The organism is uncultured Microbulbifer sp. (assembly GCF_947504145.1).
Taxonomy (GTDB): domain Bacteria; phylum Pseudomonadota; class Gammaproteobacteria; order Pseudomonadales; family Cellvibrionaceae; genus Microbulbifer.
The window spans coordinates 32,267-57,086 of record NZ_CANNGQ010000006.1; the positions used below are offsets into that span (position 1 = coordinate 32,267).

General features: G+C 57.0%; 14 protein-coding genes. 10 read left to right on the top strand and 4 right to left on the bottom strand.

Annotated features, from left to right (window positions below; translation table 11 throughout):
* Positions 1 to 14: 14 nt before the first annotated feature.
* The 3 genes from Q1A74_RS17375 to Q1A74_RS17385 all read left to right on the top strand — a co-directional run bounded on the left by Q1A74_RS17375 (position 15) and on the right by Q1A74_RS17385 (position 7,090).
* Positions 15 to 2,741 (top strand): TonB-dependent receptor, encoded by a 2,727-nt coding sequence (locus Q1A74_RS17375; protein WP_299599340.1) that lies wholly within the window; start codon positions 15 to 17, stop codon positions 2,739 to 2,741.
* 309 nt (positions 2,742 to 3,050) lie between these two features.
* Positions 3,051 to 5,378 carry a beta-glucosidase BglX gene (bglX, locus tag Q1A74_RS17380; protein ID WP_299599342.1) on the top strand — a complete coding sequence of 776 codons (2,328 nt, stop codon included), beginning with the start codon at positions 3,051 to 3,053 and terminating at the stop codon, positions 5,376 to 5,378.
* Between the two features lie 257 nt (positions 5,379 to 5,635).
* Positions 5,636 to 7,090, top strand: a complete 1,455-nt coding sequence (locus tag Q1A74_RS17385) for a sugar porter family MFS transporter (protein WP_299599344.1) — start codon at positions 5,636 to 5,638, stop codon at positions 7,088 to 7,090.
* A 160-nt stretch (positions 7,091 to 7,250) separates the two neighbouring features.
* On the opposite strand, the gene Q1A74_RS17390 is transcribed toward Q1A74_RS17385, so the two are convergent.
* A complete protein-coding gene (locus tag Q1A74_RS17390) occupies positions 7,251 to 8,486 on the bottom strand; it encodes an AraC family transcriptional regulator (RefSeq protein ID WP_299599346.1) in 1,236 nt (411 codons plus the stop codon).
* A gap of 322 nt (positions 8,487 to 8,808) precedes the next feature.
* On the opposite strand from Q1A74_RS17390, the gene Q1A74_RS17395 reads away from it, so the two are divergent.
* From Q1A74_RS17395 to Q1A74_RS17425, 7 genes are all read left to right on the top strand, one after another.
* A complete protein-coding gene (locus Q1A74_RS17395) occupies positions 8,809 to 11,274 on the top strand; it encodes a TonB-dependent receptor (protein WP_299599347.1) in 2,466 nt (821 codons plus the stop codon).
* Positions 11,275 to 11,410: 136 nt separating this feature from the next.
* Entirely contained in the window at positions 11,411 to 14,005 is a 2,595-nt protein-coding gene (locus Q1A74_RS17400) for an exo 1,3/1,4-beta-D-glucan glucohydrolase (protein ID WP_299599349.1), read from the top strand.
* A 3-nt stretch (positions 14,006 to 14,008) separates the two neighbouring features.
* The gene (locus tag Q1A74_RS17405) at positions 14,009 to 14,923 is read left to right on the top strand and encodes a DUF4380 domain-containing protein (RefSeq protein ID WP_299599351.1); all 915 of its coding nucleotides are present in this window, start codon (positions 14,009 to 14,011) and stop codon (positions 14,921 to 14,923) included.
* 195 nt (positions 14,924 to 15,118) lie between these two features.
* The gene (locus tag Q1A74_RS17410; RefSeq protein ID WP_299599352.1) at positions 15,119 to 16,009 is read left to right on the top strand and encodes a DegV family protein; all 891 of its coding nucleotides are present in this window, start codon (positions 15,119 to 15,121) and stop codon (positions 16,007 to 16,009) included.
* A 216-nt stretch (positions 16,010 to 16,225) separates the two neighbouring features.
* Positions 16,226 to 17,014, top strand: coding sequence for a transporter (locus Q1A74_RS17415; protein WP_299599354.1), 789 nt, complete (start codon positions 16,226 to 16,228; stop codon positions 17,012 to 17,014).
* Positions 17,015 to 17,078: 64 nt separating this feature from the next.
* Positions 17,079 to 18,362: an OmpP1/FadL family transporter gene (locus tag Q1A74_RS17420; protein ID WP_299599356.1), complete on the top strand. Its 1,284-nt coding sequence runs from the start codon at positions 17,079 to 17,081 to the stop codon at positions 18,360 to 18,362.
* A gap of 49 nt (positions 18,363 to 18,411) precedes the next feature.
* On the top strand, positions 18,412 to 20,403 hold the full coding sequence (locus Q1A74_RS17425) for an alkyl sulfatase dimerization domain-containing protein (RefSeq protein WP_299599358.1): 1,992 nt from the start codon (positions 18,412 to 18,414) through the stop codon (positions 20,401 to 20,403).
* Positions 20,404 to 20,509: 106 nt separating this feature from the next.
* On the opposite strand, the gene Q1A74_RS17430 is transcribed toward Q1A74_RS17425, so the two are convergent.
* The 3 genes from Q1A74_RS17430 to Q1A74_RS17440 all read right to left on the bottom strand — a co-directional run bounded on the left by Q1A74_RS17430 (position 20,510) and on the right by Q1A74_RS17440 (position 24,810).
* Positions 20,510 to 22,015, bottom strand: coding sequence for a phospholipase D family protein (locus Q1A74_RS17430; RefSeq protein ID WP_299599359.1), 1,506 nt, complete (start codon positions 22,013 to 22,015; stop codon positions 20,510 to 20,512).
* 190 nt (positions 22,016 to 22,205) lie between these two features.
* Positions 22,206 to 23,807, bottom strand: coding sequence for an AMP-binding protein (locus tag Q1A74_RS17435; protein ID WP_299599361.1), 1,602 nt, complete (start codon positions 23,805 to 23,807; stop codon positions 22,206 to 22,208).
* 172 nt (positions 23,808 to 23,979) lie between these two features.
* Positions 23,980 to 24,810 carry an SDR family NAD(P)-dependent oxidoreductase gene (locus Q1A74_RS17440; protein ID WP_299599363.1) on the bottom strand — a complete coding sequence of 277 codons (831 nt, stop codon included), beginning with the start codon at positions 24,808 to 24,810 and terminating at the stop codon, positions 23,980 to 23,982.
* Positions 24,811 to 24,820: the final 10 nt, after the last annotated feature.

The window sequence follows — 24,820 nt, forward strand, 5'->3', positions numbered from 1 at the left end:
TGAGAGGAATACCGATGAAGAGACTGCACAAGCCTCTGGCGCTCTCCATTGCGCTGGTGAACTCCGGCTTCGCCTTTGCGCAACAAGATGCACAACAGGAAACGCCGGTAGAAGCACAAAGTGCCTATGCCACCAACGCCCTGGAAGAAGTGACCGTTACCGGCACCAAGCGGGAAACCAATCTGATGGAGACCCCCGTTTCCATCACCGCCTTCACCCAGGAGAAGCTGGACCGGGAAGGCCTGACCAACATCAAGGATATGGCACAGATGGTGCCAAACATGGAAATCTCCATGGATTCCTCACAGACCGCGCCGGTAGTTGCCATGCGCGGCGTGCGCTCCACCAATATCACCGAACTGGGCGATCCTTCCGTCGGCTTGCACCTGGACGGCATTTACTCCCCCCGACCGCAAGGCGCCATGGCGCTGATGTTCGACGTGGAGCGGGTGGAAGCCATGCGCGGCCCGCAGGGCACCCTGTTTGGTCGTAACTCCACTGTGGGCAGCGTCAACATCATTTCCAAACGCCCGGACTTCAACGAGTTCGACGCGTCCGTAGGCATCGAAGCCGGCCGCTGGAACCACCAGCAGACCCGCGGCATGATCAATATCCCGGTGAGCGAGACCTTCGCCCTGCGCGCCTCGTTTATGCAGGAATCCCGCGACTCCTACCTGGACGGCTACTACGACCCCAACCAGTGGGACGTGCGCTACCTGCCGGAAGAAATCCAGAACGCCCCGGTCTACACCGGCACCGATGAAGACCGCAGCCTGCGCCAACGCGAACGCTGGGGCAGCGGTGAGGTACAGGAACTGGTCAAAGCCGATCCGTCCGACTTCTACAACAACTCCGACCAGTACGCCTTCCGTGTGAGCGCCCTGTGGGAGCCCAGCGAAACCCTGTCGTGGATGCTGGCCTATGAGCAATTCCAGGACGATAGCGCCGGCGGTGCCGACACCCTGAACTGTGACATGGCCGCCAAACGCATTCGCAAAGACGGCGACGGCAACTACCTGGATGCGGACGGCAATATTTCCGCCACACCAGTACCCGGTCAGCTGGGCTGTGAAAGCGTGTACGGCCCCGGTGCCGACGACTTCACCGTCAACGTCAGCGTGCCCGGCTTCCTCGACCTGAATATCGAATCCATACGCTCCAACCTGAGCTGGGATGTAAGCGACAATATGGAGCTGGTGTACAACGCCGGCTGGGCCGAGCAAGTGCGCTCACAGCATTCCGACCAGGACCGCGGTATCACCGGTTGGGATATGTCCATCTTCTTCCGCGATGCGACCTTCACCTCTCAGTCGCACGAGCTTCAGCTGCAATCCACCGGTTCCGGTCCACTGCAGTGGATCGCCGGCGCCTTCTATTTCGAAGAAGACAACAACATGCAGGGTGGCTGGATCAACAGCGGACCCAATGCGGATTACTGGAACCAGCCGAACCGCACACTCAAATCCCAGGCGGTATTCGCCCAGGGTACCTACGCACTGACCGACCAGCTGAACCTGACCCTGGGCCTGCGCCACACCGAAGACACCAAGCAGGACGTGGGTGGCCGCAACATGACCTGTAACGGCGACACCATCAATCCGCAAACTGGCGAGCGCTGCTTCCCGGCCTGGGATCGCGATGCCTTCAACCAGTTGCCCACGGATTACTTTGACGATTCCAGTATTTACACCGCCGTCAGTGACAACCAAACCAAAGGCACCTGGGATTTCACCAACTACCGCGTGGGCCTGGACTACATCGTCAACGACGACCTGATGGTTTTCGGCTATGTGGCCAACGGCTTCAAGTCCGGTGGTATCGGCGATGTATTCGTGCAATATGAACAGAACCCCGACACTGCCGAATACCTGCTGGACGCCAACGGCGAGCGCATCATCAAAGAGCGTCACCGCAACACTTACGATCCGGAAGTGGTTACCACCTACGAGCTGGGTACCAAGGGTACTTACCTGGACGGCAGCCTGAACGTGATGGCAACCTTCTTCTATAGCGATTACGAAGATATGCAGGCGGCCTCCGCCAAAGGCATCTTCCCCTATTATGTAGAAGAGCGCGCGGACGGCACCGGTGAGCTGACCGGTGAAATCACCACCGAAACCCAGACCGTGTTCCAGACCGACAATATCGGCACCGCCGCCATCAAAGGCCTGGAAGTGGAGTTTGACTGGGCACCGATTGAAAACGGCCGCTTCGACGGTTACGTCACCTGGCTGGATACCGAAATCACCAGCGACTTCATCTACCACTGGGATTTTGCAGCCACCGATCTGTTCGAAGTGGATCACGGTGCCGCCACCAATCCAGACAACGATGCCATGAAGGTCAACCTGAAAGGCAACGAGCTGGCGGCTTCACCGAAGCTCAGCGCCAAGCTGAACTACACCCACACCTTCCGATTCAACAACGGCTTTGCCATTGTTCCTCACCTCAGCTATTTCTGGCGGGACAAGTCGTATCACACGTTCCAGAACGTGGATAAACACTACGACGCCTTTGTCACAGAAACCCCCGATGCGTTCAGTGATGTGCGCCCGGCATTCCACAGTGTAAACAGCACCCTCAAGCTGGAAGCACCGGACAACAAGTGGAATGTAGAAGCCTTTGTTTACAACCTCACCGACCAGAAAGAAACCTACTGGGCCGGCGGTGGCGACCACGTAATCAAAGGGCCGGTTTCCATGCCGCGTTTCTACGGCATCCGCGGCAACTACAACTTCTAATGACCAAAACTTCTTAAAGCGATCGTTCTCGTCGATTGTCTCTCTTGCCCCCACCCATGGTGGTGGGGGCCTTTTTCCCCGCACTCCCCCCCCGGGATTCAACGTGCGCGCGGAACCCGGCCAACGGGATGAGAGAGACTGGAGAACCTTGGAGCTTTAGGTTTTTTTGTGAAAAGTAGATGTGAAAAGTAGTTGCAAGAAGTTATCGCAAAAAGTTTTTGCAAGAAAACATTGCGAAAAAGCATTGAGTGAACGTTTCAAGCGAGCTTTTACAAAGAGCTCCAGGAAAGAGTTTCGAGAGTGAGTACCATGAAAAAACACCCCCTTACTATTGGCGTGATGGCCGGACTTCTATCACTCGCCGCCGCCCTGCCACTTCAGGCCGCCAACGAAACCACGGTTCCGGGCGCGCAGCCACAGCAGAGCCAACAACAGGAAGCCATCGAATCCCGTATCCAAAACCTGCTGGCACAGATGTCCGTGCAGGAAAAAATCGGCCAGCTGGCCCTGCGCGACTGGGGCACCTTTGGCGCTTCGGATATGAAATCCATCAAACAGGCCGTGCGTGACGGGCGCGTGGGCGGATTCCTGAACGTCAATTTCAGTTCCGTGGATAAAAACGCGTTTGAAGAATTGCAGCGCATTGCGGTGGAAGAAAGCCCGCTGGGGGTTCCGCTGTTATTCGGCCAGGACGTGATTCACGGCTACGAGACCATTTTCCCGATTCCCCTCGGCCAGGCCGCCAGCTGGAATCCGGAACTGATCAAAAACGGTGCGCGCGTGGCCGCACAGGAAGCCAGTGCCGATGGTATCCGCTGGACCTTCGCGCCGATGATCGACATCAGCCGCGACCCGCGCTGGGGCCGCATCGCGGAAACCCTGGGGGAAGACCCGCTGCTCACCTCCGTTCTCGGTGTCGCCATGGTGGAAGGCTTCCAGACCGGCAACCTTGCCGATCCCACCAGCCTCGCCGCCTGCGGCAAACACTTTGCCGGCTACGGTGCCGCGGAAGGCGGACGCGATTACAACAGTGCCTATATTCCCGAACGCCTGCTGCGGGACATCTACCTGCCGCCGTTCAAGGCCGGCATCGATGCGGGCATGCAGAGCATCATGAGTACGTACAGTACCCTGAACGATGTTCCGGGTACCGGCAGCCCCTTCCTGTTCAAGCAGATTTTGCGCGACGAATGGGGCTTCGACGGCTTTGTGGTGAGTGACTGGAACGCGGTCATGGAAATGGTGCCCCACGGCTTCGCCCGCGACGCCAAGCACGCGGCAACCCTCGCCGCCAATGCCGGCATCGATATGGAGATGCACACCGACACCTACGAAAAATTTCTGCCCCAGTTGATGGACGAAGGCAAGTTCAGTGAAACGCAATTGGACACCGCCGTGGCCAATATCCTGCGGGTCAAACTGCGCCTGGATCTGTGGAACCACCCCTACCCCCGCGCCAAGTCCAAGGCCGAACGCGAGCAGATTATTCGCAATGACAATTTCCTGAACGCCGCCAAAGACGCCGCCAAGGAAACCTTTGTTCTGCTCAAGAACGACAAACAACTGTTGCCGCTGAAGAAAGGCCAGACCGTCGCCGTCATCGGCCCCCTGGCCGACGCCGCCCACGACCAGCTGGGTACCTGGATCTACAACGGTGACAAAAAGCATTCCCACACCCTGCTGCCCGCCCTGCGCGAAATGGTCGGCGATGACGGTGAGATTCTCTACGCTGCAGGCCTCGACTACAGCCGTGACACCAGTACCCGTGGTTTCAAGGCTGCCATCAAGGCGGCAAAGAAGGCCGATGTGATTCTGTTTGTGGGCGGTGAAGAAGCGATCCTGTCCGGTGAGGGCCACAGCCGCGGCGATATCCGCCTGCCCGGCGCCCAGACAGAACTGGTGGCGGAACTGGCCAAAACCGGCAAGCCGCTCGCCATGGTGTTACTGGCTGGCCGCCCGCTGCAGCTGGACAAAACCCTGGAGCAGGCGGACGCGGTCATGATGGCCTGGCACCCGGGCACCATGGCCGGCCCGGCACTGGCAGACGTGCTCTATGGAGAAAGCTCCCCGTCCGGTCGCCTGCCGCTGACCTGGCCGGTGGGTGCAGGCCAGATCCCCATTTACTACAACCACTTGGCCACCGGCCGCCCGGCGACTGAAGAGAACTACACACGGATCGAAAAAATCGGCCGCGAGGTATTCCAGCACCAGCCGGGTAACTCCTCCAACCTGCTGGACTACGGCCACAAGCCGCTGTTCCCGTTCGGCTACGGTCTGACCTACAGCGAGTTCGACTACAGCGACCTGGAGCTCAGCAGCAACGAGCTGGACTTCAACGGCCAACTGGAAATCTCCGCCACCATCACCAACACCGGCAAGACCACCGCCACCGAAACCGCCCAGCTGTATGTGCGCGATCTGGTGGGCAGCGTGTCGCGCCCGGTGCGGGAGCTTAAAGGGTTTGAACGTCTAACCTTGCAGCCGGGAGAGTCGCGCACCGTATCCTTCACCCTGGCACCGGCACAGCTGGCGTTCCACAACGCCGATATGCAGCAGGTCATTGAGCCTGGGGACTTCCACGTGTGGGTGGCACCAGATGCAGAATCCGGCCTGCAGGGAAGCTTTAAGCTGCAGTAAATCTGCCGCCCGAGTTTTTCTCAATACCGGTGTGTCCCACCTCAAATGGGTCGATTGGTGGAAAGTGGGCCTCGGGTAGCGTCCAACTTTAGGTTTTTTCCTAAAGTAGGACGCTTTTCCGCCCGCAAAACGTCACTCTAAAGAACGCATAGATCAAGAACAGACAGAAACGGCCAAAAGCCGACTTTGATTTACCCGTGATACCGGGCGGTGGAGACACCGCCCGCCCACAAACAATAAAAAGCAGGTAGTAACCCATGCAAGCGATTGAGAACTCCGCCGAGGGCAACCTGGGGGCATTGCAAAGCCACCAGGACGCGACGCCCCTCCCCTTTATCATCCTGATCTGTAGTGTGGCCACCATTGGTGGTTTCCTGTTCGGTTTCGACAGTGGTGTGATCAACGGCACCGTGACCGGGCTACAGCAGGCGTTCAATTCCAATACCGCCGGTACCGGCTTCAACGTCGCCTCCATGTTGCTGGGTTGCGCCTTCGGCGCCTTCTTCGCCGGCCGCCTCGCGGATCTTTGGGGCCGCAAAACACTGCTGCTGGTGGCAGCGGTGCTGTTCCTGGTCAGCGCCTGGGGTTCCGGTGTTGCCAGCAGCTCCGGGGAATTCGTGTTCTATCGTATTCTCGGCGGCCTGGCGGTCGGTGCTGCCAGTGTGATGTCACCGGCCTATATCAGTGAGATTGCCCCGGCGGCCATTCGTGGACGCCTGATCACCATCAACCAGATCGCCATTATTTCGGGCCTATTCACAGCTTTTGTCAGCAACTACTGGCTGGCAAACACCGCGGGCTCTGCAGTCAATGAGTGGTGGATGGGCTACAACGCCTGGCGCTGGATGTTCTGGATTGAAATGGTTCCGGCCGCCTTGTTCTTTTTCGCCCTGTTGCTGATTCCGGAAAGCCCGCGTTATCTGGTGATGTCCAGACAGACCTCCAAAGCGACCGCAGTGCTGCGCAAGCTGTACGGTGAAGCAGCGGTTGAACAGAAGCTGGAAAGCATCCGCGAATCCGTTGCAGGCGATCACCGCCCGCGTATGGCGGACCTGCTGGAAAGTACCGGCAAGCGGGTTGGCAAGGTGCGCAAGATCGTCTGGGTGGGCATCGGCCTTGCCACCTTCCAACAGTTGGTGGGCATCAATGTGGTGTTCTACTACGGTGCGGTACTCTGGCAGGCGGTAGGCTTCTCTGAATCCGACGCACTGATGATCAACATTATTTCCGGTGGTGTGAGCATCGCGGCCTGTCTGATCACCATGGCGCTGATCGACAAGATCGGTCGCAAACCGCTGCTGCTGGTGGGCTCCATCGGTATGGCCGTCACTCTCGGGCTGGTCGCCTTCGCCTTCGCCAACTCCTCTCTCGTCGACGGCAAGCTGCAACTCTCCCAGAGCATGGGCCTGCTGGCACTGATCGCCGCCAACGCCTATGTATTCTTCTTCAACGGTTCCTGGGGCCCGGCCATGTGGACCATGCTCGGTGAAATGTTCCCGAACCAGATCCGCGGCTCTGGCCTGGCGGTGTCTGGCCTCGCCCAGTGGGTAGCGAACTTCGCCATCACCATGACTTTCCCGATCATGCTGACCGGCATCGGCCTGGCAGGTGCTTACGGTATCTACACCCTGTTCGCCCTGCTCTCGGTAGCGTTTGTACTGTATATGGTGCACGAGACCAAAGGGCTGGAACTGGAAGAAATGCGCGGTTAATTGGGCACGCGCGGTTATCAATCGATAGCCGCGCGAAGACACAAGCCGTGTGCACAAACTGCACCCTGCCCGGGGCTACCTTGAACAGGGTGCAGACCGACTGATCATCTCTCAATCCACTCAGTGGATATCACCTTGCCTCGTCCGATAGGGAATCAACTTACTGCACGGATGCAGTTTTTTCCGGCAAGTTCTGCTTACGGTACTCTTCTTTACGATATTCAGTAGGCGTCATACCCACCAGCTTCTTGAAGAACGCATTGAACGTGGCTTTGGTATTGAAGCCGCAGTCCAGCAGGATATCCATGATCGTCAAATCCACACAGTGTGGGTCGACTAGCTTCCGTTGCGCTTCTTCGATCCGATAGTGATTCACAAACTCGAAGAAATTGCGCTCGAAGTGACGGTTGATTGCGGTGGATACATTGCGTTTGGGTACATTTAACTGGGCCGCCAGCTGTTCCAAAGTAAGTGACGGTTCCAGGTAGGGTTTTTCAGTTTCCATAAAGCGCGCAATACGCTCGGCCAATGCGGTATCCACCGCCGGCTTATTTTCGACTTCAGCCCCCCCTTTCAAACCGCTTGCAGCACCGACCCCAGCCGACGTCGCCGATTTTCGGTCGATGCCTTCAAACATCGACGCATAGCTGAGGCTAAAGAAGATCATCGCGCTGATGAGGATAAAGACGGTGTAGTTACTGGCGAGCCCCATAACACGGAAGTCCACCGCACTATCCCATTGCGCGGCCAACGTCAGTGCCACATTGACCAGTACCGCCCAACCGCGCAGCAGCACAAAGCCCCAGACCAGAATCAGCAGCCACTTGAAGTCAATACGCTCCACGTTCGAATACCGCTCGCGCATCTGCCGGCGGCAATTGCGAATCTCGATCAGGCAGAAAACACCGAACAGCAGGCGCAACAATTCCCTGCCAAAGCCAATCAGTAGATTGAGCAGAGATTCGCCGTAGGGGGTGTACCCCTGCAACATGGCGATTTTTGTGGTGCTGTCGAAGCGGAAATAAGTGAAATATTCAAACAGGGCGTAGGCAGCAAAAGGCAACAGGTACCAGAGGTCAGCCCGCCCAAGTCGATAGTCTTTGTAGATCAGGGAGCGGGTATACCAGAGCAGCACCGGCCCCTCGAGCCAGTAGGCAAACCCGAAGATATAGAACAGGTTCGGCGAGGTATCGATGGCCCACTGGCGCACCCCGGCGCCGTAGCTGATCAGGGTATCCATGGGAATCATGGCCTGGGTAACAAGGAATGCAGCCAGCAGCAGAAAACTGAACTTTTGCTCGCTACGTACCGCAGTCAGTAATAGGGCAAACAACAGGCACTGATAACTGGTCATCATGAGGATGACGTCGTGCACGTTAAACAGGAGGGTATCCATGGACCAGGCAAGCTCTCTTTGTATTGTTATCGGCTTAGCTCAGCGTACCAGAATGCTCAATTTCCGACCAGATCGACGCAGCAAAAGGTACAACTTCGCGCTTTACCCATAGTTGGACGTTCAATGTTGTGCAGATGCAGTAACCAAGACGACCGGCAACCGCTCCTTCCCCAATATCGGGCACGAGACAAAGAAGTGCTCAACTTTGACGAACACCCAATACGACAAACATAAAAAAGGAGTGCCAGCGATGGTGCGATTCAAGAGAGACCAACTAGCCGCGAGTGTTGCCGCAACAGTCACCGCAATAGCTGCCGGCTTCATGAGCAGTAGCCTGTACGCCCAATCCGACGAAGAGACAGGGAGCTCGCAAGTGCTGGAAGAAGTAGTGGTCACCGTAGAGCGCCGCGAGCAGACCCTGCAAAGCGTCGCTGGCGTGGCTCAGTCATTCGATCAGGACGCCCTGGACCGTCTCGGGGTCGGCACCAACTTCCAGAATCTGCAGAATGTCGTTCCCGGCCTGAATATTGCCGATCAGGAAGGCAATATGGAAATCTACATCCGCGGTGTAGGTTCCAGTAACAATACGGAACTCGGCGACCCTGCGGCGGCCACCCACGTCAACGGCGTATACATTCCACGCCCACGTGGCGTCGGCGCCATGTTCTATGACATCGCTCGGGTGGAAGTGAAGAAGGGCCCGCAAGGCACTCTGCGCGGACGCAACGCCACCGCTGGTACCCTGAATATTGTTGCCAACCGTCCAAACATGGATGAGATGAGCGCGGACCTGGAACTGTCTGCCGGCAATTTCAACAACTTCGGCACCCGCGGTGCCGTCAATCTACCCGTCACCGATACCTTTGCCCTGCGACTCGCCGGGTACACCGAACAACACGATCCATACTTCAGCAACGCCAGTGCCAACAGCAGCCTGGATGCTGCGGGCAGTGAAGACGTGCAGTCTTTCCGTCTTTCCGCCTTGTGGGATATCGGTGAAAACACCAACCTCTACGTCGTCGCGGACCAGACTCAGGAAGGCGGTACCGGCTACCCCGGTGCCCAGATCAAGCAGGCACTGCAATCCGGCTACGACTTTGACGACCTCGACGACCCGCGCAATGTCCTCTACCGCGGCACCGAGGGCGATCTGGATTCCACTCACAGTGGCATCATGGCGGTGCTGACCCACGACTTCGAGGGCTTCTCGGTGGAGCTGTCCAGCAGCTATCGCGACCTGGACTTCAAGCAGGTCAATGCTTCCAACGACGGTGTTTACTTCCCGGGTCACAACGAAGTGAACCAGGAAAATTACAGTAGCCAATACTGGAACACCCAGTCGGAGTCCATGGTGAACGAGCTGCGCCTCTTCTCCAACGGCGATGGCCCCCTGTCCTGGACGACCGGCATCTTCCAGTTCGAGGAAGACCAGCAAGCGGCCCTGTTCAGCCTCAGCGATGGAGGCACCTGGTACACCGGCACCGAGTGGGTTATGCCCGACGTCGATAGCGCCTCGATGGCAGCCTATGTAGATGTCTCCTACGACTTCAGCGAAAAACTCACCGGTTTTGCGGGCTTGCGACGTACCCAGGAAGAAAAATCCCGCTTCGGTACCGGCGGCAACTGGGCTTTCGCGTTCTTTGAAGCCGGCGACGAATGGGGCACGGCTATCCCCTCTCGCATAGGTACTCCCGGCTTTAAATACGACGGGCTTGGCCGCAGTAACTACGACATAGTTGGCGCAACCCCGGACCAGCTGTACGCCTACCTGCTCGATGGCGTCGGTAGCTGGGGTGCGGACGACAATCTGGACGACCAGATTGCCTGTGTCACCGACCCAGCCTGTACCGACATCACCATGCCCTGGACCGTTGGTGCGCCGGTACAACAAAAAGGTGATTATGAAGAAAACTATACCGATTTCCGCATAGGCGGTACCTATCAGCTGACCGAAGACAATATGCTGTTCGCCAGCATCGCTTCCGGCCACAAGTCCGGCGGTTTCAATGACACTCTGGTAGACCCGAACGGCAACCTGGTTGCCGAGCCCTACGCACCGGAAAAACTGGTGATGTATGAAGTGGGTAGCAAAAACGAGCTGACCCTCGGCAGCGTCCCCACCCGCCTGAACGCCTCCGCCTTCTTCTACGACTACGCCGATCAGGTATTCCAGATGATCGTAGCCACCGCGGAAGACGAAAGTGCGAGTTCCCTGCAAAACCGCAATATAGCCGACTCGGAAATCACCGGCCTGGAACTGGAAAGCAAATTCCTGCTCCCCGCCGACCTGATGCTGGATGTGACTGCCCTGTGGCTCAATGCAGAAATCAAGGAAGGCACCATGGCGGATACCCGCCAGGGCTGGGGTACCGATCTCCCGATTGTCGACATTGCCGGCAAGCAGTTGCCACTGTCTTCCGACTTCACCATGACCATGGCGCTGTCGCAGCAACTGGACACCTCCGCCGGTACCTTTGACTGGTCCATTTCCACCATGTACCGCAGCGACTACTACCTGAGTATCTGGAACGACACTGATTACGACCTGATCGATGGTGAAACCGTGATCGGCAGCGACCCGGATTACGCCGACAAGGTAGACGGCTACGTCAATGTGGACGCCGGCATCGGCTTTACCGACAACTCCGGAAAATACCGGGTTGAAGTTTATGGGGCGAATTTGACCGACATAACCGTCTCTAATAAGGGAATCATTGATCACGGCAATAATCTGCGGTTTACCAACCTGCCGCGCACCTACGGCGCGCGCTTCAAGGTGAACTTCTGATTAGTCTCTCTCTCTGCGTGTAAGAAGCGCATATTTCCCAAGTAGTGATTGCGGGGGCCTTGTTTACCCTTTCTCAGGGCCCCCGCCTTTTTTTTGAATTCGCACATTGCAGCGCCGGAACCGTTACGGAGTACCCATGTCTTACCTGAAAACCCTGTCAGCCAGCATCATGCTGACAACTGCCCTCGCTGCCTGCAGCGAGCATAAGAACGACTCCATCAACACCGCTGGCGGTGACACCCCCCTCCCCACCGAAAACACATCGGATCAACGCAACGCACTGGAAAACTGGCCGGCTCTGAAGCCCGCCCTGCCCCGTGACGAACAGCTTGAAACCCGCATCGCCGACCTGCTCGCGCAAATGACGCTGGAAGAAAAAGTCGGCCAGATGATGCAGGCAGAAATTAAATCCATCACCCCGGCAGAAGTGAAGCAGTACCACATTGGCTCCATTCTGAACGGCGGCGGCACCTTTCCGAACAATGACAAATTCGCCACGCCGGACGACTGGCGCCAACTGGCAGATGCCTATTTTGCGGCGTCCATGGACGATAGTGACGGCGGTGTGCCCATCCCGATTATCTGGGGAAGCGACGCGGTACACGGCCATAACAACGTGATCGGCGCGACCCTGTTCCCGCACAATATCGGCCTGGGCGCTGCGCGCGACCCGGAGCTGATCCGCCGCATCGGCCAAGCCACCGCCCGCGAAGTCGCGGTGACCGGAGTGGACTGGACCTTCGCACCCACCATTGCCGTGGTGCGCGACGACCGCTGGGGACGCACCTTTGAAAGCTACTCCGAAGACCCGGAAATCGTCGCCGCCTACGCGCGCGAGATGATCAAAGGTATTCAGGGCGATAAAAACAGCGAAGAGTTTCTCGATGGTCGCCACCTGGTGTCCGCCGCCAAACACTTTGTCGGCGACGGCGGCACCACCCGCGGAATCGACCGCGGCGACACCGAAGTGAGTGAAAAGGAGCTGGCCGAGATTCACGCCGCCGGCTACTTCACCGCACTCGAATCCGGCGTGCAATCGGTAATGGCCTCCTTCAACAGCTGGAATGGCAAGCGTTTGCACGGCCATAAATACCTGCTCACCGATGTACTGAAAGAGCGCCTGGGCTTTGACGGCTTTGTGGTCGGCGACTGGAATGGTCACCGCTTTGTAGACGGCTGCACCATCGACAGCTGTGCTCAGGCCGTTAACGCCGGCCTGGATATGTTTATGATCACCGCCGAGTGGAAAGCCCTGCTCGAAAACACCATTGCACAGGTAAAAAGTGGTGAGATTCCCATGAGCCGCATCGACGATGCGGTAAGCCGGATCCTGCGGGTAAAAATCCGCGCGGGCCTGTTCGAGCGCGACCGCCCTCTCGCCGGTAAAACCGGTATCCTCGGCAACGCCGAGCACCGCGCCATTGCCCGTGAAGCGGTGCGTAAATCCCTGGTGCTGCTGAAAAACAATGATCAGTTGTTGCCGGTCGATGCCCGCAAAAACATCCTGGTGGCTGGCAATGGTGCCGACAGTATTTCCAAACAAAGTGGTGGCTGGACCATCTCCTGGCAGGGCACCGGCAACACCGCCGAAGACTTCCCCGGGGCCACGTCCATTTACACCGGCATTAAACAGGCAGTGGACGCCGCCGGCGGTAAGGTGGTTCTGAGTGAAGATGGCGAACTGCAGGACAGCGTCTTCAACGGTGAAAAACCCGATGTGGCCATTGTGGTGTTCGGCGAAGATCCCTACGCCGAGTGGCACGGCGACCTGGCCAGCATCGAGTTCCAGCTGGGCAGCAAGGAAGATCAGGAGTTACTGCAGAAACTCAAGGCACAGAATATTCCGGTGGTCAGTGTTTTCCTCTCGGGCCGACCGCTGTGGGTGAACAAAGAGCTGAACCTGTCCGACGCCTTCGTCGCCGCCTGGCTACCGGGCTCGGAAGGTGCAGGCGTTGCCGATGTACTGCTCACCGATACCGAGGGCAAAAAACGCTACGACTTCACCGGTCGCCTGTCGTTCAGCTGGCCGGAGCTGGTACACCAGACTGTCATCAACCGCGATGATCCAAACTATGCCCCGCTGTTTTCATACGGTTACGGCCTCGATTACACAAGCAGCACACAACTGGCCAACAACCTGAACGAAGACGGCGAATCCTATGTGGACGGCAAGCTGGAAGACGCCTGGTTGATGGTGTCGCGCCCACAGGCTCCGTGGAAACTGTTTATCGACGACAGCAAACAAGCCCCCGTCTGGGTTAGTGGCAACCTTGCCAGTAGTGCGGACGACAACATCACCGTTGCCTCCATCGACAGGCTGTCGCAAGAGGACGCCCGCGCACTCACCTGGAAAGGCCTGCGCGCCGGCAGCGTGGTACTGCAAACCCAGAAGCCCCAGGACATGAGCCGCTACCTGGATGAAGGCGCCGCACTGACCATGGATATCCGCGTAGACCAGGCGCCGCAAGCGCCGGTGTTCGCGCAGATTGCCTGCGAAGGCAACAACTGTGGCGGCGCCCTGCCCCTGCAGAATGCGCTGAATGCATTGCCCCAGGGCGACTGGTCCCAGGTCTCCATCGACCTGAAGTGCTTCGCCGAGGCCGGTGTGGACTTCACCAAAGTCTCCCAGGGCCTGTCTTTCCACAGCGAAGGCAAGCTCGCCATGGCCGTGGCCGACATCAAGTTTGTCCCCGGTACCGCTGCGCAGGCACAGATTCACTGCGGGGGTTGAGCCGTGTTGTGTTTACACCGTCTGAAAAAAAGCGCCGCAGCGCTTGGCCTGTCTGCCCTGCTGGCGACCGCAAACGGATTGGCCGATGACACCAGCATCCAGCTCAGCAAGGGTTCACTCCATCTGGCGCTGGACCCGGCGTACGGTGGCCGGATCACCGAGCTGCGGTTCGGCGATCAAGACCTGCTGGCGCTACCGCAGCCTGGTGGCAACAACTTTGGCTCCACCTTCTGGCTGAGCCCGCAATCCTTGTGGAACTGGCCACCGGTACCCGAACACGACAGCGCGCCCTATGCCGTATCAGCAAAGAGCGCTGATTCGGCCACGCTCCGCAGCCGTTTTGGCGCGGGTGCCCGAGTGAGCAAGACCATCACATTGAATAGTGGCCACAGTGCCACGGTGCATTACCGCATCGATACGGATACAGATTTTCCCGAAGTTGCCGCCTGGGAAGTCACCCGGGTACCAAACCGCGGCCTGGCCTTTGCACCGGTAACCACCGACAGTGTGAAAACCGTGCGCGGCCAGGTGGCCTACACGCTGGAAAACGACACGCTATGGCTGCCCATGGAGGCCGACGCGGCACTGGTGGAGGGCAAGGTGATTGCCAATGGCAGCGAGGGCTGGCTGGCCTACGCGCAGGATGGGCTGCTGTATCTGAAGGTGTACCCGAAAGTGGCGGCGAAAAATATGGCCACCGGTGAAGGGGATATCGAGCTTTACCTGAGCGGCGAAAAGCCTTACTTGGAACTGGAAGTACAAAGCGCCGCACACAACCTGAAACGTGGTGAAGGGCTCGACTGGGCAGTGGAATGGCTGGTTGCGCCGATCCCGGCATCTCTCAAAGTGCACAGCGGCTCTCCAGCACTACTCGAATTCACCCGCCAACAAATCTCACAGATGGCATCATCTCCTTGAAACCCAAGGTGCTTCGGCCGCAGCACCCCGCTGCGGCCATTTTTTGCTCTCCTTTTAATCCCGCCCCCGCATCCAGACTAACCAGTCACCACTAAGCCCGTAAAATGGCCCCGCTTAACTGTCGAAAAATGTGAACTAGTGCTAAATTTGGCGCCAAATATTTCCGAACGTGAACCGGATAATAAGAGGTGCCCCATGGTTCAGTTAGTCGTCGACTCCGGCTGCGATCTCCCCGATGAGTTCCTGCGCAAATACAATATCCCGGTGCTTCCCCACAGCGTGAGTGTTGGCAAAGACTTCTTTGGCGACCAGCGCAATCCCGCGCAGATGGCCCATTTTTACACCCGCTCGCTGGTAGACCGTTCCCGCCTGGTGAATTCAGGGCCCGCTGGTGAATCTGAAATAGAAGCAGTACTTGCCAAGCTGATCCGCCAGGGAAAGAAAGACATCGTCGTCCAGACCATCAACGGCGACAACAGCCCCACTTACGCCAATGCGGTCAGAGTCGCCAACCGGCTGAGCAACGACTCGGTGCAAATCCACACCGTGGATTCCCACTCACTGTTTTCAGGCCAGGGGCTGCTGGCACTCTACACGCTGTCATTGATCCAGAAAGGGCTCAGCGGTGCACAGGTAAAATCTCGCACCGAAGAGTTCGGGCGCAAAATTGTGGGATACGCGGCGATCAAAGATGTGTACTACCTCCGTGAACGCGGCCGCCAAAAAAATGAAAAAAGTGTGAGCTGGCTTAAAGCCTTTATGGCGCGCTCACTCAATCTGCACCCGATCATTTCCATGACATACCAGGGTTCCGCCGTCGCGGATACGGTAAAAACCTATGATGGATGCACCCACCGCCTGTTCCAACGAGCGGAAGAAAAAATCGTGGCGGGGGAACTGCTGATGCCGGCGGTGGTAGTCAGTATTGCCGGGCCACTGAGCGATCTCGAAAAAACACCCAGCTTTCAATCTCTGGTGAAAACCGCGGCCGAGCACAAAGTAAAAATCTATCGCTCCATCATGAGCCTGTCGGGCGGCATCAATCTCGGTCCGGGTATCGTCGCGCTGGCGATGGCTGCCAAATAGCACGCCACCAGAGTTTCCGGTAATTCAATTCCGCCAATCCAACCAAATCACATCCATCGAAAGCGGGCGACAGAGAGAATTTGTCGCCCGCTTTTTTTATGGCTCGCCATTTATCGTCAATAGGTCGAGCCCCGCGACGCAACAGAGCAAAAGTGACCAAGGTATGGCTAGACTGGGGAAAGCCGTTTCACGACTTACCTCAACAGGTGAATAAAGATGTACCGTAGTTTCGCCGCGCTAATCATCCTGATCGCGATCAGCAGCAATGCGCTTGCCGACGCCGACCTGGCCAAACAACTCAGCAATCCGGTCTCCGACCTAATCAGCGTGCCGTTTCAGCACAATTGGGACAATCGCGTCGGCCCCACCGACGGGGGGCGCAAGTACACCCTGAATATTCAGCCGGTCATCCCTATTTCCCTCAATGAAGAGTGGAATCTGATCAGCCGCACTATTCTCCCGGTCATCAACCAGGAAGCCATTTTCCCTGGCAGCGGCGAACAGACCGGCCTTGGGGACACGGTACAGAGTGCCTTCTTTTCGCCCAAAGAGCCTACGGCGGGCGGCGTTATCTGGGGTGTTGGCCCTGTTTTCCTGTTGCCCACGGGTACCGAGCCGCTACTCGGCACCGAAAAATGGGGCGCGGGTCCCACCGGCGTCGTGCTCAAACAAACCGGCCCCTGGACCATCGGTTCCCTGGTCAACCACATCTGGTCATTTGCAGGTGATGACAACCGCGCCGACGTTAACAGCACCTTCATTCAGCCATTTTTCGCGTACAACACGCCCACCTCGTGGACATTTACGCTTCAAACCGAATCCACCTACGACTGGGAAAGCGAGCAATGGAATGTACCGGTGCACTTCCTCGTAGCCAAAGTATTCAAGGTGGGTAAGCAGACCTATCAAATTCAGGCGGGCCCCCGCTACTACGCGGAAAGCCCCGAAGGCGGCGGCCACGATTGGGGCTTTCGGATGAACTGGGTGATGCTGTTCCCGAAATAACCACCTGGTATTTGTCGATAAAACCTGAATTTACCTGCTCCATCCTCTGCAGAGGGCAATGGCCATGAAAAAACACCGCCCCGTAAAAAAATTGTTGCCACTACTCGTCGCTCTGCTCTCTGCGCCCGCCGCGCAGGCCGGCGGCATTATGCTGTGGCAAATCGGCACACCAACACTTGGGACGGCCAGTGCCGGCTGGGCCGCAATGCCGGAAGAAACTGCAACCGCCTTCACCAACCCCGCGGGCACCGTGTGGCGGGATAAAACCGAAGTACGTGTCGCCGGCCAGGCACTCTACGGTGATATTCAATTTACCGACGACGGACTCAGCAATGTACCGGGGAATGATGGCGGTAACCCCCTCAAGTGGTTCCCGGGCCTTGGCGGGTTTGCCGCCGGCAAGCTGACCGACAATATCGGCTGGGGCTTTGCCATGGCCGGTAACTTTGGCCTCGGTCTTGATTACCATGATGACTGGCAGGGCCGCCGCTTTGTACAAAATGTGGACCTGCTCGGCATGAGCCTGATCCCTTCACTCAGCTGGCAGGTAAACGACTGCCTGTCACTCGGGCTGGGCCTCAACGCCATGGCGGGCTACTTTAGCTTTCAGTCCGCCCCTCGGGCCGGATTAATCGACGAAGACGCCTACCTGCGCTTTAAAGATTTCGACATGGGATATGGCGGTAATCTGGGCATCATTTTCCGCCCCGTCAACGGCACCACCTTTGGCATTACCTATACATCCAAGGTGGAGTTTGAATTTGACGACGAATTGAAACTGCGCGACTTCGGTCCATTGTTTGAGCCTGTCGTCGGCCGGCTCGACAACACAGGGACTGAAATAGGCATCAATGTTCCCGCCACGGTCACCGCTAGCCTGCAGCAGGAATTGACCGACGCCACCACCCTGTATTTCAACCTGGCCTGGCAGGACTGGTCAGAGTATGCCGGTGTCAGCCTCGCCCTGGACAACCCCAACCAAACTTCTGTGAAGGTAAACCGGGGATACCACGACACCGGCGCCTTTGCCGTCGGTATTCGGCATACATTCGATCAGGGTAAGTTGCAGGGGTGGTCGCTGTCGACCGGTGTTTCCGCCGAAAGCGGTATGGCAAATACGTCAAGCATTACCGCAGACACGGTCACCAACAAATCGGTGACGTTTGGCCTTGGCGCAGGAAAGGAGCTCTGCCCCGGAGTCACCATGGACATAGGCTATAACTACGTATCACTGGGCGACATCGACATTGATCAAACGGGCCGCCCACCGTTCAGCCCACGACTCGAAGGCACCTATGAAGACAGTGCTCTGCACTTCCTCGGTGGTTCCGTGCAATTCGAGTTTTAACCAACGGATTCGTCAAATTTCCACAGAACAAGATTCAAGGAGCGACTCTATGATTCGCAGACAGTGCGCCCATACCCTTTTTTACTCAGCGCTGACCGCCGGGATACTGGTCTTGTCTTCGCCGCTGGCGTTGGCGCAGAACGCCGCGACGGATACAACCAAAAAAGCCAATGCGGCTGTAAAGTCTGAGCTTCCGTTTAATAACAAAGAAGATTTCGAAAACGTCAAAAAGGGCTTTATCGCACCACTGCCCGACAAAGGCGTAATCAAGGATGCCAAAGGACAACCGGTCTGGGACCTGAGCGCCTATGAATTTGCCAAAGGCCAGGATGCGCCGGACACAGTCAATCCCAGCCTGTGGCGACAACTACAGCTCTTGTCCGAAGGGGGACTTTACGAAGTCACTCCGCGCATTTATCAGGTGCGCAGCGCCGATCTTTCCAACATCACCTTTATTGAAGGTGACACCGGCGTCATAGTGATGGACCCGCTGATCTCCAAGGAGACGGCCAAAGCCTCCCTTGACCTCTACCGCAAACACCGTGGAAACAAACCGGTGGTTGCCGTCATTCACACTCACAGCCATATCGATCACTACGGTGGTGTACGCGGCGTGGTGGATGAAAAAGATGTGAAGGCAGGCAAGGTGAAAATTATCGCTCCGGAACATTTTATTGAAGAATCCGTCAGCGAAAACGTGTTTGCCGGGAACCATATGGCTCGGCGCGCAAGTTATATGTACGGCAACCTGCTGGGCAAAGGTCCCAAAGATGGGCTAGGTACGGGGCTGGGCCTCGGCACCTCCACCGGCCAGGCAACCCTGATCGAACCGACAGATACCATTTCCAAAACAGGTCAAACCCTGAAAGTCGACGGCCTGACGTTCGAATTCCTGATGGCACCGGGTACAGAAGCCCCGGCAGAAATGCACTTCTATATTCCCGAGCTGAAAGCGGTAACCGCGGCAGAAAACGCCACGCATACGCTGCATAACCTGTACACCCTGCGCGGTGCCAAGGTCCGCAACGCCGGTGCCTGGTCAGGTTATCTGAAAGAGTCCCTGGAACGCTGGGGCGACAAGGCAGAAGTCCTGTTTGCCCCACACCACTGGCCAACCTGGGGTAATGAAAATGTCGTCAGCCACCTGAAAAAGCAGCGCGACCTGTATAAGTATCTGAACGACCAGACACTGCGCCTGGCAAACCACGGTTACAACATGGTCGAAACCGCCGAGATGATGGAGCTTCCTCCGGAACTGGCCGACTATTGGGGCAATCGCGGCTACTACGGCAGTGTCAGCCACGATACCCGCGCGGTGTGGAACTATTACCTTGGTTTCTTTGACGGCAATCCGGCACGCCTGTATCCACTGCCGCCTACAGAAGCTGGCAAAAAATTTGTCGAGTACATGGGTGGCGCGGACAGCGTGTTGCAGAAAGCCCAGAAGGACTATGACGCGGGCAACTATCGCTGGGTGGCACAGGTACTGGACAACCTGGTCTCGGCGCAGCCGGATAACCAGAAGGCCAAAAACCTGTTGGCCAACACACTGGAGCAAATGGGTTATCAGCAGGAAAACGGCACCTGGCGCAATTTTTTCCTGAGTGGCGCCAAAGAGCTGCGCGAAGGTGTGAAGAAGTTACCAACCACCGTTACCGCCAGCCCCGACACCATCGCCAACATGCCCACAGAGATGTTTTTTGATTACCTGGGTATTCGCCTCAATGGCCCCAAAGCCGCAGGTAAAACGATGAGATTCAATATTTCACTACCCGATATCAAGGGCAACTATTCATTGGTTCTTGAAAACGGTGTGTTGAACTATGGTCCGCCCGTCGATAAGCCCGATGCCACGGTTTCCATCGACCGCAAGGAACTCAATGACATCATTATGGGTACTACCACCTTTAAGGATAAGCTGTCTTCCGGTAGTGCCAAGGTGACTGGAGACACCAAAAAATTTGAGTCTCTACTGTCCCTGCTGGATACCTTCGAGTTGTGGTGGAACCTGTCTACCCCCAACCCACGCCCGAAGAACTAGCGGACTGCTGTTGCAATAGCGTTTTTTGCAAGCGGACTTTTCGTAGCAGCCCTACCCGGCCGATTTCAACATAGGAAAGCGGCCGGGTACCATTTAGCCAAGAATATTAAATCTGCTCCTCAATCGGAAGCCGCGATAACAGGCGGGCCAACAGGCGCTGCCACCAATGGGTTTCCGGATCTTTACTGGTTTGCAGGACCTTTCCGTCCTCGTCCTGCGCGTGCCAGCGAATGTTCCCACTGTCACTCAGTTGTAGATGCCACGCCGCGTCGGGGGCCGTCCAGGTATCAAATAGCGCATTCAGCTGACGATTTATTTCTGAGTTCTCGATCAGCATACCGATCTCGGTATTCTGGATAATCGAGCGGCTATCGAGATTGATCGACCCCACAAACGAGCGGTCACCATCCAACACAAAGGTTTTAGCATGGAGGCTCGCCCGCGACTGCCCCTTGAACCAATGCAGCCGCTGTTTCTGCTCCGCTACTGGCCGCAGTTCCCACAGATTAACCCCAGCCTCCAATAATGGCTTGCGATAGCGGGAGTAAGCGCCATGCACCACAGCCACATCGTTGGTAGCGAGTGCGTTGGTGAGGATGTCGACCTTGACTTCGGACTGCCGTAGCGTAGAAAACAGGTCCAGCCCCGGAACGCCGGGTATCAGATAGGCGTTGGTGATACGCAACTGCTGTTTGCACTGCTTGAGAATTTTTTCCAGTTTGTAACCGGGATATTCACTCACCGGTACACTGTCCCGATCAATCGCCTTGCGCGGTGGATCACTTAAGAGTGTGGCCTTACCCCAGTGAAATGACGTCTCACCGCTCTTAAGCTTTTCCGCAAGATTGGATTTTTCAAGCGCCCGACTGAACTCGGTCTGCTTTTCTCCATCCAGATAACTCGTTACCAGGTCGCGTAAATTCTCCAGCGAGCAGGTATCGTCATCGACCAGCGCCAGCTCGGTGACGGGGATGGCCACTTCGCTGTTCCAGTACTCGTCAAAAATATCCGAGGCGTCCTGAACCACCGCACCCACCGCCACCACGTCCACATCGAGAAATTCCGTTTCCGCCTTGGAGAAATAGCCGTCGGCAATATTGCGACCGCCGGTAATCATGACGTTGCCGTCGCACACCAGCAGTTTGTTGTGCATGCGGTGATTGATCCGCCCAAAGTTCAACAACTGCTCAATGCCTCGGCGCAGGCCACTGCGACCTTCCACCGGGTTGAACACCCGTATCTGCATATTCGGGTGGCCATCCAGGGCCAGCACCCAGGGGTTGGTGACCCGGGTACCCAGGTCGTCCACGAGCAGGCGCACCCGCACACCGCGATCGGCTGCCTGCAGCAACAGGCCGGTGAGGATTCGCCCGGAAGCGTCATCGCTGTAGATATAGTATTTCAGATCGAGGGAGACGCGGGCTTCCTGAATCAGCACCGCGCGGGCGACGAAGGCGGAGAGACCATCGTGTACCAGGTGGAAGCCAGACTGGTCTGGATCGTGTAATTCAACCTCGCGGCGCAGACCGAGTGCGAGTGCCGAATCCTCGGCTGGCTCCAGAGCGGAAGAATCCGGGCCTGTGTCGTATTCGGTCTTTTTGGAGATTGTCATTTTCGATGGTAGACCCCGTGTGAGTATGCCCCTCGTCCGTGTCAATGTAATATAGCGCGCATGCCGCCTCTGCTACCGCACTGGCGGCTTTTTTGTGCCCATAATTCAGCAACACACAGCGGCAAACGGCTATCTACAGACAAAAAAACGCAGCCAATGGCTGCGCTTTTTTCAAAGGTTCGGTCGGGGTTTACGCCGGCTCTGCAGTCGACGGAGTGCGCAGCTCTCTGCGCAGGATCTTGCCAACGGTGGATTTGGGCAACTCGCTCTGGATAACAATCTGCTTGGGCACCTTGTAGGCAGTCAGCTGGGTTCGGCAGAAGTCGATAACTTCTTGCTCATTAATTTCTCCATCGACCACCAGGTGTGCGCACACCGCTTCACCGGTCTGCTCACTGGGAACGCCAATCACCGCGGCCTCAATCACCTGCGGGTGACGGCACAGCACATCTTCCACCTCGTTCGGATACACATTAAAGCCGGACACAATAATCATGTCCTTGAGGCGATCGACGATGCGGATATTGCCGTTGTCCTGGATGAGGCCCACATCGCCGGTGCGGAAGAAGCCATCGCGCATGACCTCAGCGGTCGCTTCCGGGCGGTTCCAGTATCCCTGCATCACCTGCGGGCCGCGTACCACCAGCTCACCGCTCTCGCCTTGGGACACGGGATTGCCCTGTTCGTCCCACACCTGTACTTCGGTGTTTTCCAGTACCGGGCCCACGGTGCCGATTTCCTCGCGATCGAATTCGTTCAGGCAGATCACCGGCGAAGTTTCCGACAGCCCCCAGCCCTCGGTAACCGCACAGCCGGTTACCTGGTGCCACAGCTCCGCCGCACTGCTGGTCAGTGCGGTACCGCCGGAGAAGGTCATCTTCAATGCACTGAAATCCAGCTGCTTGAACTCCGGGTGGCGGCACAGGCCCACAAACAATGTGTTGAGGCCGGCGAGACCGGTAAAGCGGAATGGCGCAATCATTTTCACAAAACCGTCGATATCCCGCGGGTTCGGAATCAGAACATTCAGGCTGCCCATGCCGAAAAAGGTCAGCATATTCACAGTAAACGCGTATATGTGGTACAGCGGCAACGGGCAGACAAAAATTTCCTCGCCTTCGTTACCGCGCTGCAGGATGCGTTGCAGCATCTGGTCGGTATTCGCCAACAGGTTGGCGTGGGTCAGGCTCGCCCCTTTGGCCACACCGGTGGTGCCACCGGTGTACTGCAATACGGCAATATCTTCGCGTGTTGCCGTGCTCTCCACCAGATCGCCACAAAGTGATCCGCGCTCCAGCGCGTCGACAAACCCGTAGTAGCCCGCGGGCGCCGGCACCGCCTTACCCAGTAGATCTGCGGGACCGGTGACCAGTACATGTTCAATCTGTGTCGAGGATTTGATCTCTTCAAACTTGTCGACAAAATCCGCCAGAATCACCAGTGCCTTGGCACCGGAATCGGAAAACTGATGCTGCATTTCCCGCGGGGTATACAGCGGGTTGGTATTGACGACCACCAGTCCCGCGCGCAAAGCTGCATAAGCCGCAATGGGATACTGGGTGATGTTGGGCAATTGAATGGCGATGCGGTCGCCGGCTTCGAGGCCACAGTGATGTTGCAGCCACCGGGCCAGGTGCAGGGATTTTTCCTCGATCTCGCCAAAGGTCAATGTCTGTCCCAGGCAGTGATAGGCCGGCTTATCGTGAAACCGTTTCAGGCATCGGCCAATATAGTCAGCAAGATTGGCAGATCTCTGGCTCAGCTCACGTGCATTCATAGTTTGGTCTCTCATATGCGCTCCAAAATTATTGTTGTATTTTTGGGGTACTACTCGTTTGGGGTACTACTCGTTTTAGGTGCTAGTCGTTTTAGGTGCTAGTCGTTTTAGGTGCTACTCATTTGGGGTACAACTCGATTGGAGTTGTACCCGTTTGCGAATTACGGCGTTTTCGATTTACCGCAGTTTATACGGCAGTCTTCTCGCCAAAGAGTTTCAGGGCCTTTGCCACTTTTTTATCCACAATCCAGCGGAAAAGCCCGGTGTGACTACGGGCTAGATAACGGGTAAGTTTTGCCTTGAAGCCCGGAGTAATCATAAAGGTGCGCTTGCGCAGGCCATCGAGAATACCCTGCACCGCTACCTCAACCGGAAGAACACCGGCGAATTCATTCACAATCTCCGTCACCTTGCTGCCAACCCGACGCTCTTCATCCAGCATCGGCGTGGAGATTTCACCCGGACAGACTACCGACACATCGATGCCTTTCGGTTTCATCTCGGTACGCAGAACTTCCGCCAGGCCAACGACGCCGAATTTCGATGTGGCATAGGCACCGTGTGTATAGCTACCACACATGCCCGCCAGCGACGCAATCAGGGCCAGATGGCCGCCGGATTGCATATGCTTCAATACGCCGGCGGCAAAGTTGCGGCTACCGTATAGATTGACCTTCATACTCTGATCAAACATGGCGTAGGACATTTCGGTAAATACTGCCGTGCGCAGGATTCCCGCGCAATTGATGGCAAAGTCCGGGGCCCCCAATGTGCTTGCGGCTTCCTCCATGGACTTTTCCACCGCATCCGAATCGGTGATATCCACAAAATACCGCTCCACCCGTGCGTTGGGAGAAAGTCCGTGTAAATCATTCAGCAGGGCATCGTCCACCTTGAGGTCGAAGATCGCCACAGAAGCTCCGTCCTTCAGTAATGCGCGGGTCAAGTTAAGTCCAATGCCGCTACCACCACCGGATACAAACGCCACTTTAGGCGCGCCGTGTTTCCAATTGCTCATAATATTTCAC